Origin of the sequence: Geofilum rubicundum JCM 15548 (assembly GCF_000974365.1) — a bacterium.
GTDB lineage: Bacteria > Bacteroidota > Bacteroidia > Bacteroidales > Marinilabiliaceae > Geofilum > Geofilum rubicundum.
In genome coordinates this window covers 49,373-57,280 of record NZ_BAZW01000026.1, presented here as the reverse complement: position 1 = coordinate 57,280, position 7,908 = coordinate 49,373, and the positions used below count along the sequence as shown (strand labels likewise).

The following is a 7,908-nucleotide window of genomic DNA, read 5'->3' as shown; positions in this document are numbered from 1 at the left end:
GAAGCGGATATGATGTTTATGTTGGTGCGCTGCGTGATAAGGAAGTTGATTTTGTGGCCAAAAAGGGTGAAAGGCTTATATATCTGCAATGCACTTATGTTTTGGTTGATGAACAAGCGATACGCCGGGAGTATACGCCATTGGAAGCCATTCCGGATAATTATGAAAAAATGGTCATTTCGTTAGATGATGTTTCCTTTCCATCGAATAATGGCATTCGGCATATTCAGGCTTGGAAATTATTGGATGTGCTTTAGAGTGTCGCTAATGAAAACTCAATTCCGAAAAAATGGCAAATTTTGTGGATTCAAATCCTAATTTATTGTATTTTTGATGTAAACACATCCGAAATGATACATAGGTTATTGGAAAATACGCTGAAGGATAAGCTGAACAAGGGGAAGGCTCTGGTTTTAATGGGGGCCAGGCAGGTGGGTAAGACGACTTTGGTTAAAGGGCTTTTTGAAGGGTCGGATGAAATGCTTTGGTTGAATGGGGATGAACTGGATGTGCAGAAGCTTTTTGAAAACATTTCTTCTACGCGCTTGAAATATGTTTTTGGGAATAAGAGGTATGTAGTCATTGATGAGGCACAACGGATTAATGATATTGGCCTGAAATTAAAACTGATTACGGATGAGTTGCCGGAAATACAGCTTATAGCAACGGGGAGTTCTTCTTTTGACCTGGCCAATCAGGTGAATGAGCCGCTTACCGGACGAAAATGGGAGTATCGGTTGTTTCCGCTTTCTTTTGCGGAGATGGTTTTACATCATGGGCTTTTGGATGAAAAACGATTGCTTCCGCATCGTCTGGTCTATGGCTATTATCCCGACGTGGTGAGTAATCCGGGCAATGAAAAGGAAATACTCAAACAACTTTCAGATAGTTATCTTTATAAGGATATCCTGATGTGGGAGCAAATCAAGAAGCCTGATAAGCTCTTGAAGCTTTTGCAAGCCCTTGCTTTTCAGGTGGGTAATCAAGTGTCGTATTCAGAGCTGGGACAGATTTGTTCGTTGGACTCTAAAACGGTTGAAAAATATATTGTGCTTCTGGAACAGTGTTTTGTGATTTTCCGTTTGGGCTCTTTTAGCCGCAATTTGAGAAATGAGCTGAAAAGCAGCAAGAAAATTTACTTTTATGATAACGGTATCCGGAATGCGATCATTGCTGATTTTTCGATGGCAGAGAGCCGCCAGGATGTGGGGGCTTTATGGGAGAACTACATTATTTCGGAACGAAAGAAAAGGCTGGAATATGATTTACTATGGAGAAACAGCTGGTTTTGGCGAACAACGGACCAAAAGGAGATTGACTATGTAGAGGAAGGTGATGGACAAATCCAGGCTTTTGAGTTCAAGTGGAATCCCTCAGCCAAATATAAAGTGCCCAATCAATTTCTTGAGAAATACACAGGTGCTACTTTGTCTGTGGTCACCCCGGATAATATGGAGGCGTTTCTGCTGGACTAATTATAGATGACTTTCCAAACTAAGGGAAGTTTTTCTATTTTTGGAGAACAGAATAATCTGCTTTAAGATACTAATTGACACGGAATGACTCGTCCTAATAGGCCATCAAGAGCGGTGGCACTCCTGAAAAAGTATGAGGCTCTGCCTGAATTGCACCGCAAGGTGGTGGATACCCTGACCATTTTTTTTTGTGGGTTTTATAAGTACAACAAGAAGGCCAATTTGGTGCGGTTGGTGAAGGGTGACCACAAGGCCAAGGAAATAAATGTTGTTCTGGAAGATTTGGAGAAGCGTGGGTTGATTGTTGTTGAGTCGCATTATTATACCGTACCCTTTGATTTAAAGATGGAGCTGTTTCCCCAGCTCATTTGTCAACCTGCTTATGAGGATTTGGCCAGATATACGGATAGAACGGATTTTTGTGAGGCATGGACGGTGCCTTCGACTTTTTACCTGCGGGAATATCTGATTTCGGGATTTCTGAAGGGGTATGATAAGGATGGGTTAAAGGTAATGCGTTATGCTGAGCTGCTTGACAGCCTGAGCCATCTTTATGGGTACTATGTACGCATGATGGAGATTCCCGAATATGATAAAGCCTTGCTGCATTCTCCGGCCGTTTTTACTAATATTTGTATGAATGTTTCCCGGACCAGTCGGTGGAGGCTTTCAAACATAAACACGCTACGCCATTTTTTAACACGTCTGCTGCCAACTAATAATAGAGGGGTCATTTTTGCTCTGGCTCAAATTGATTTTTTACAGGGCAGCCTTGAGGATGCCAAGAAGAGTGAGCCATACGTTTCCCATGGAGGGCACATGATTCTTTTTTCCCACTTCGCCTTGGTTGAGGGGGATTATGAAAAATCTGTAAAACTGTTTGAGGACGGTCGGGTGACAGGCCTGGATGGCCACAAGGTCTCTAAAATGACGTTTGACTTTTTTGAGGAGTATCTTTACTGGTTTAACTTTTTGCTGAAACCGGAGGGTCTCAAGATGAAAAATCTGGAGGCTTTTATTAAAAAGGTGTTAAAGACGCGCGATAATCAGCTTCGTTTTGTGTTGCCCTTGTTGTACCTGGTTAAGAATGATTATCTGGAGGCCCAATCGTGCATGTTTACTTTTGACCTTAGTAATCGGATGGACTTGTCGCAAAACAGTCTCTTTACGCTGGTGCAATTCTTCAATACATACATGGTCATGGGAGAGTTGTCCGACGATGAAGTGAATTTTGCCAGAACGTTCTGCTATAGCTTGCGCAACAATGGTTTGTGGCTGCTTTTGAATGAGATGATCTTTATTCTGGAGGCCACGGGGAATGAGGTGCCGCCGGATATTGCCATTCCTGCAGATGTGAAATTGCCGCCCGGCTTGATGAGCCGGGTGCCACGACTGGAAAAGTGGGAGCAGACACTGGAGGGATTGATTTCGCTGGTGGATCCGGCCGCAGATGATAAAAGGAAGATCGATGTGGATACCCGCATTTGTTATCTGGTGGAGCCTGAAAAGGGCTATGTTCAACCGCTGTTGCAGACTTGTGGGGCTACGGGCAGGTGGACCAAAGGGCGCAATATTTCTCTGAAGCGCTTTAAAGAGCAGATGGTGGAGGGACTGACGGAGCAGGATAAGCGGGTAGCTATGGGGATTTCAACGGGTTATGGTTATCGGGGTTCGAAGGAGTACTTCATGAATGGTGACAAGGTTTTGCCTGAGCTCTGTGGTCATCCTTTCCTGTTTTTGTATAATAACCCGGATATTCCCATCGAACTGATTAAGGGGGAGCCGGATTTGATTACGGAAGAAACAAAGAAGGGTATTCGGCTGAAAACAAATATTACGGATAGTTATAGTGACGTTGTTGTGGTGAAGGAAACGCAGACACGTTTCAAGGTTGTTGCGCTCAATGCGCAACAACGCAGTGCGGTACGCATGATCAATGAAGGCATTCTAATTCCCGCCAAGGGGCGCCAAAAGCTGCTGAAGGTGGTGGAGCAGCTGAGTGCCATTATGTCGGTACAATCAGATATGGTGGAGACTTCTGAATCGACCAGGGCGGTGGAAGGGGATGCGCGACTGCGGATTCAGATTCTGCCCATGGGGGATGGATTAAAGGCGGAGGTGTTTGTGAAGCCGCTGGGGAGTGTGCCGCCCTACCTGAAGCCTGGAATTGGCGGCAAGGCGGTTTATGGAAATATTGATGGGGAGCGTTGTCAGGCTGTGCGCAACATGGAGGCGGAAGCGGAAAACGCGACGCTGTTTTCGAATGAGTTGGCACAGCATGTGGATGCGGACTTGTCCAAGGACGCTGTCCTGTTCAGTGATCCTTATCTCTGCCTCCATTTATTGGAGACCATTGGCCGACTGCCTGAGCTGGCGATCGTGGAATGGCCGGAGGGGGAACGGTTTAAAATGAACAAGCATGCTTCTTTTGAGAACCTTCATTTGAAGGTGAAAAGCAAGGGGGCTTGGTTTGAGCTACAGGGGGAGCTGAAGGTGGACGAGGAGACGGTCTTGTCCATCAAGGATTTGCTGAGCCTGTCGCGTAAGGGCAGGGGCCGCTTTATTGAGATGAAGAAGAATGAGTTTCTGGCCCTTACAGAAGAATTGAAAAGGCAGATTGATGAGCTGGATGCTTTTGTTTCTCTGGAGAAAAGTGGTGTGAAGGTCAATCGTTTTGCGGCGCATTCCATTGATGAGCTGACAAAAAGTGCCGCTTCCTTCAAGGCGGATAAGTCGTGGAAGGATTTTCGAAAAAAGGTGGATGCCACGGAAAATGTGGAGGTCCCCATTCCATCAACTTTGAAAGCAGAGCTGCGTCCTTATCAGGAGGAGGGTTTCCGGTGGATGACGCGCCTGCATGCCTGGGGCGCCGGCGCTTGTCTGGCCGACGACATGGGTCTGGGCAAAACGGTGCAGGCCATTGGTATGCTGCTGCATTTGGCGGAAAAGGGTCCCTCACTGGTGGTTTGTCCAGCCTCGGTAGCACCTAACTGGTGCAGCGAATTGCGCCGGTTTTCGCCCACGCTGAATCCCATCGTGCTGAAAGCGGGTAACCGGGAGGAGACGCTGTCGGCCCTCACTTCCTTTGATGTGCTGGTGATAACCTATGGCTTGTTGCAGAGCGAAGAGGCACGCATTTCGGAGATTAAATGGTCGATGGCGATTTTGGATGAGGCGCATGCCATAAAAAATACGCAGACGAAATCGTCGAAGGCCGCCATGAGCATTGAGGCCGATTTCAAACTGGCCCTCACGGGTACGCCGGTACAAAACCATTTGGGAGAGCTGTGGAACTTGTTTAATTTCTGCAATCCGGGTCTGCTGGGTACTCTGGCGCACTTTACCGATCGCTATATGAAGAATGGGACTGCTGCGCAAAAGGGGCATTTGAAAAAATTGATTGCGCCCTTTATTTTACGGCGGACCAAGAACAAGGTGCTGGATGAACTGCCCTCTAAAACGGAGATTACCTTTGGTGTGGAGCTAAGTGAGGCGGAAATGGCTTTTTATGAAGCAGTGAGGCGCCAGGCCGTGGAAGCGATTGAAGCCAGCGATGGGGCCAACGGACAGAAACACATTCAGGCACTGGCGGAAATCACCCGATTGCGTCTGGCTTGTTGTAACGCCGCCCTGGTCAATAAGGAGATGCATTTGCCCTCATCGAAGCTGGAGGCGATGTTGACCATTGTGGAAGAGCTGCGCTCGAACAACCATCAGGCCTTAATCTTTAGTCAGTTTGTAGGGCATTTGTCCATTGTGCGACAAGCGCTGGATGAAAAGGGTATTACCTATCAGTACCTGGATGGTTCAACGCCCATTCCCGAGCGTGAAAAGGCCGTGAAGGCTTTCCAGTCGGGGAAAAGCGACTTGTTCCTGATCAGTCTCAAGGCCGGTGGACTGGGACTCAACCTTACGGCGGCGGACTATGTCTTGCACCTGGACCCTTGGTGGAATCCGGCCATTGAGGATCAGGCGAGCGATCGGGCACACCGTATGGGGCAAATGCGGCCGGTGACCATTTACCGACTGGTGGCTAAGAATACCATTGAGGAAAAGATTGTGCAGCTGCACGCTACCAAGCGCGATATGGCGAACAGTCTGCTGGAGGGCACCGATCAAAGTGCCCGCCTTTCAACAACGGATCTTTTGGAGTTGCTCAGGGAGGTGTAGGTCTGTTTTTTTTAGAATCGAAGATCATCGTTGTTCATTGGCGCAGATTAGATAGGAATTAGGAATAAGAGAAAGAAGATAGGTGAAAGTTGATTGTGAAAATCGGCTGTTTCTTCTTAACTTAGTATCATGATAAGGAATGAAAGCATAGGCTTAGATTTTATAGTTGATAAATTGACAAACTCAATTGAAAACGTGGTAACGGGTGACAGTTTCAAAACTGAAATTGCCATTTTGACAAAATCTGACCTTAAGTTGGTTTCCAAGAAGAAAGGCTGGCTGTTTAACTGGCGGACGGAAATGAAAGAACCAGCCCGAGATATTTTTAAAATAACGATTGTTGGTAACCCCACTGTTATTCAAGGGTTAATTAGTCTTGAAGTGAAAGAAGATCACGTTTTTATGCACTTGGTTGAAAGTGCTCCTTTTAATAAGGGGAAGACAAAGATGTACTCTGGGGTTCCTGGTAATTTAGTGGCATTTGCATGTAAATTTTCATTTCAAAGAGGACATGAAGGTAATGTTTCTTTTCTGTCTAAGACACAACTTGTCGATCATTATATAGAGACTTTAGGCGCGATCCATTTTGGGGGTCGAATCATGATACTTGAAACACATGCTGCTTTAAAGCTTATTGATAGATATTTTTCATAATGGGTGATTGAGATTTAGTGAGAAAGAAATTTTTAATAAAATCAGGTGGGGATGAAAAGCAAGAAAATAAAATTGGATGTTGATTTCATAGGTAGTCAAGAAGCTTTGTCTATAGAAGAGGAAAAAGCTTTAAGTGAGTTTTTTAAAAAACGTAAAAAGGCATCTATGAAGGAGAAGATGGCGTTTAGAGCTAGGGCTTTAAAATCCAGCAAAACTAAAATTTGATTGTTTGTCAATTAGATATGGGTTTATTAACGGGTTATTGAAAGTTGTAGTTGTTAATTGCGATTCCAAAAAATGGAAAACCTGTACTTAATAGTTTTGCACAAATGTTAAAATATATTCAAGAGGCGCGGTAGTCGTCGCATTTTCAGGACGGGAGACATTTCCAAATGCCAGACGTTAATTATGAGTAAACACCCCAAAAGTTTCTTTTTGGAAAACTTTTGGGGTGTTGTTGTTTGGTTATGTGTCTGATATTTAGTTTTTTAAAGTTTTGAAATGGACAACTTTGGCCATTGTTGATAAAATTTATTTGTCCAATAAGAATTGCTTGCCTAACTTGCAAGCACGATAATTTTAGAACTCAAAAATATTAACCTTCATCTTAACAGGAGATTAAAACATTCAATCAAAATGGAAGTAACAACAATGCATCGGCCATCTGAAACAGGGACAGAAAATGTTTATACCAACGACGAAGCTTTCAAGGCGGCGTTAAAATATTTTAAAGGCGATGAGCTGGCGGCTCGCGTTTGGGTTAATAAATATGCGCTGAAGGATTCAGACGGCAACTTGTATGAGCTGACGCCGGATGATATGCACTGGCGTCTGGCACGTGAGGTCGCTCGAATTGAGGAGCGCTATCCAAACCCCCTGAAGGTGGAAGAGGTGTATGAGTTGTTCCGTAACTTTACTTATATCGTTCCGCAGGGTGGTCCCATGTCGGGAATTGGTAACAACTTCCAGGTGGCTTCTTTGTCTAATTGCTTTGTGATTGGTAACGATGGCAATTCTGATTCCTACGGCGGTATTATGAAGATTGACCAGGAGCAGGTGCAGCTGATGAAGCGCCGGGGTGGTGTGGGGCATGATTTGTCACACATCCGTCCCAAAGGCTCACCGGTTAAGAATTCGGCCTTGACGTCGACGGGTATTGTGCCTTTTATGGAGCGTTATTCCAATTCTACCCGTGAGGTGGCCCAGGATGGTCGTCGCGGTGCCTGATGTTGAGTGTGTCTATTAAGCATCCTGATTCCGAAAAGTTCATCGATGCCAAAATGGAGCAGGGCAAGATTACCGGTGCCAATGTGTCTGTGAAAATGGACGATGATTTTATGCGCTCGGTGGTGGATGGTACCCCCTACATTCAGCAGTATCCGGTGGATGCCCGCAATCCCAAATACAGCAAAGAGGTGGATGCCAGCGTGCTGTGGGATAAGATTGTGCACAATGCCTGGAAATCGGCTGAGCCGGGTATCCTTTTCTGGGATACCATTACGCGGGAGTCGGTGCCCGACTGCTATGCAGATCTGGGCTACAAGACGGTCAGTACCAACCTTGTGGTGAAATTCCGTTGTGTCCCTATGACAGCTGCCGTTTGATTGCG

General features: G+C 45.6%; 6 protein-coding genes and 1 pseudogene. All 7 read left to right on the top strand.

Features of this window, described 5'->3' with window-relative positions; genetic code table 11:
- Positions 1–257 (top strand): annotated as a pseudogene (locus JCM15548_RS21955) (ATPase); the annotation flags it as partial.
- A gap of 93 nt (positions 258–350) precedes the next feature.
- On the top strand, positions 351–1,475 hold the full coding sequence (locus tag JCM15548_RS12280) for an ATP-binding protein (protein WP_062125745.1): 1,125 nt from the start codon (positions 351–353) through the stop codon (positions 1,473–1,475).
- Between the two features lie 84 nt (positions 1,476–1,559).
- Positions 1,560–5,645 (top strand): DEAD/DEAH box helicase, encoded by a 4,086-nt coding sequence (locus JCM15548_RS12275; RefSeq protein ID WP_083985119.1) that lies wholly within the window; start codon positions 1,560–1,562, stop codon positions 5,643–5,645.
- A gap of 129 nt (positions 5,646–5,774) precedes the next feature.
- The gene (locus JCM15548_RS12270) at positions 5,775–6,299 is read left to right on the top strand and encodes a hypothetical protein (RefSeq protein WP_062125741.1); all 525 of its coding nucleotides are present in this window, start codon (positions 5,775–5,777) and stop codon (positions 6,297–6,299) included.
- A gap of 51 nt (positions 6,300–6,350) precedes the next feature.
- Positions 6,351–6,524, top strand: coding sequence for a hypothetical protein (locus tag JCM15548_RS21695; protein ID WP_157482722.1), 174 nt, complete (start codon positions 6,351–6,353; stop codon positions 6,522–6,524).
- A gap of 411 nt (positions 6,525–6,935) precedes the next feature.
- Positions 6,936–7,526 carry a ribonucleotide reductase barrel domain-containing protein gene (locus JCM15548_RS25540; protein WP_262487034.1) on the top strand — a complete coding sequence of 197 codons (591 nt, stop codon included), beginning with the start codon at positions 6,936–6,938 and terminating at the stop codon, positions 7,524–7,526.
- Positions 7,526–7,903 carry a ribonucleotide reductase barrel domain-containing protein gene (locus JCM15548_RS25535; protein ID WP_262487033.1) on the top strand — a complete coding sequence of 126 codons (378 nt, stop codon included), beginning with the start codon at positions 7,526–7,528 and terminating at the stop codon, positions 7,901–7,903. The genes JCM15548_RS25540 and JCM15548_RS25535 overlap by 1 nt, the downstream gene beginning before the upstream one ends.
- Positions 7,904–7,908: the final 5 nt, after the last annotated feature.

Excerpts from the sequence above, each read along its gene's own strand:
- JCM15548_RS12275 (WP_083985119.1), top strand. The coding sequence starts at position 1,560 with ATGACTCGTCCTAATAGGCCATCAAGAGCGGTGGCACTCCTGAAAAAG.
- JCM15548_RS12270 (WP_062125741.1), top strand. The coding sequence starts at position 5,775 with ATGATAAGGAATGAAAGCATAGGCTTAGATTTTATAGTTGATAAATTG.
- JCM15548_RS21695 (WP_157482722.1), top strand. The coding sequence starts at position 6,351 with ATGAAAAGCAAGAAAATAAAATTGGATGTTGATTTCATAGGTAGTCAA.
- JCM15548_RS25535 (WP_262487033.1), top strand. The coding sequence starts at position 7,526 with ATGTTGAGTGTGTCTATTAAGCATCCTGATTCCGAAAAGTTCATCGAT.
- JCM15548_RS12280 (WP_062125745.1), top strand. The coding sequence starts at position 351 with ATGATACATAGGTTATTGGAAAATACGCTGAAGGATAAGCTGAACAAG.
- JCM15548_RS25540 (WP_262487034.1), top strand. The coding sequence starts at position 6,936 with ATGGAAGTAACAACAATGCATCGGCCATCTGAAACAGGGACAGAAAAT.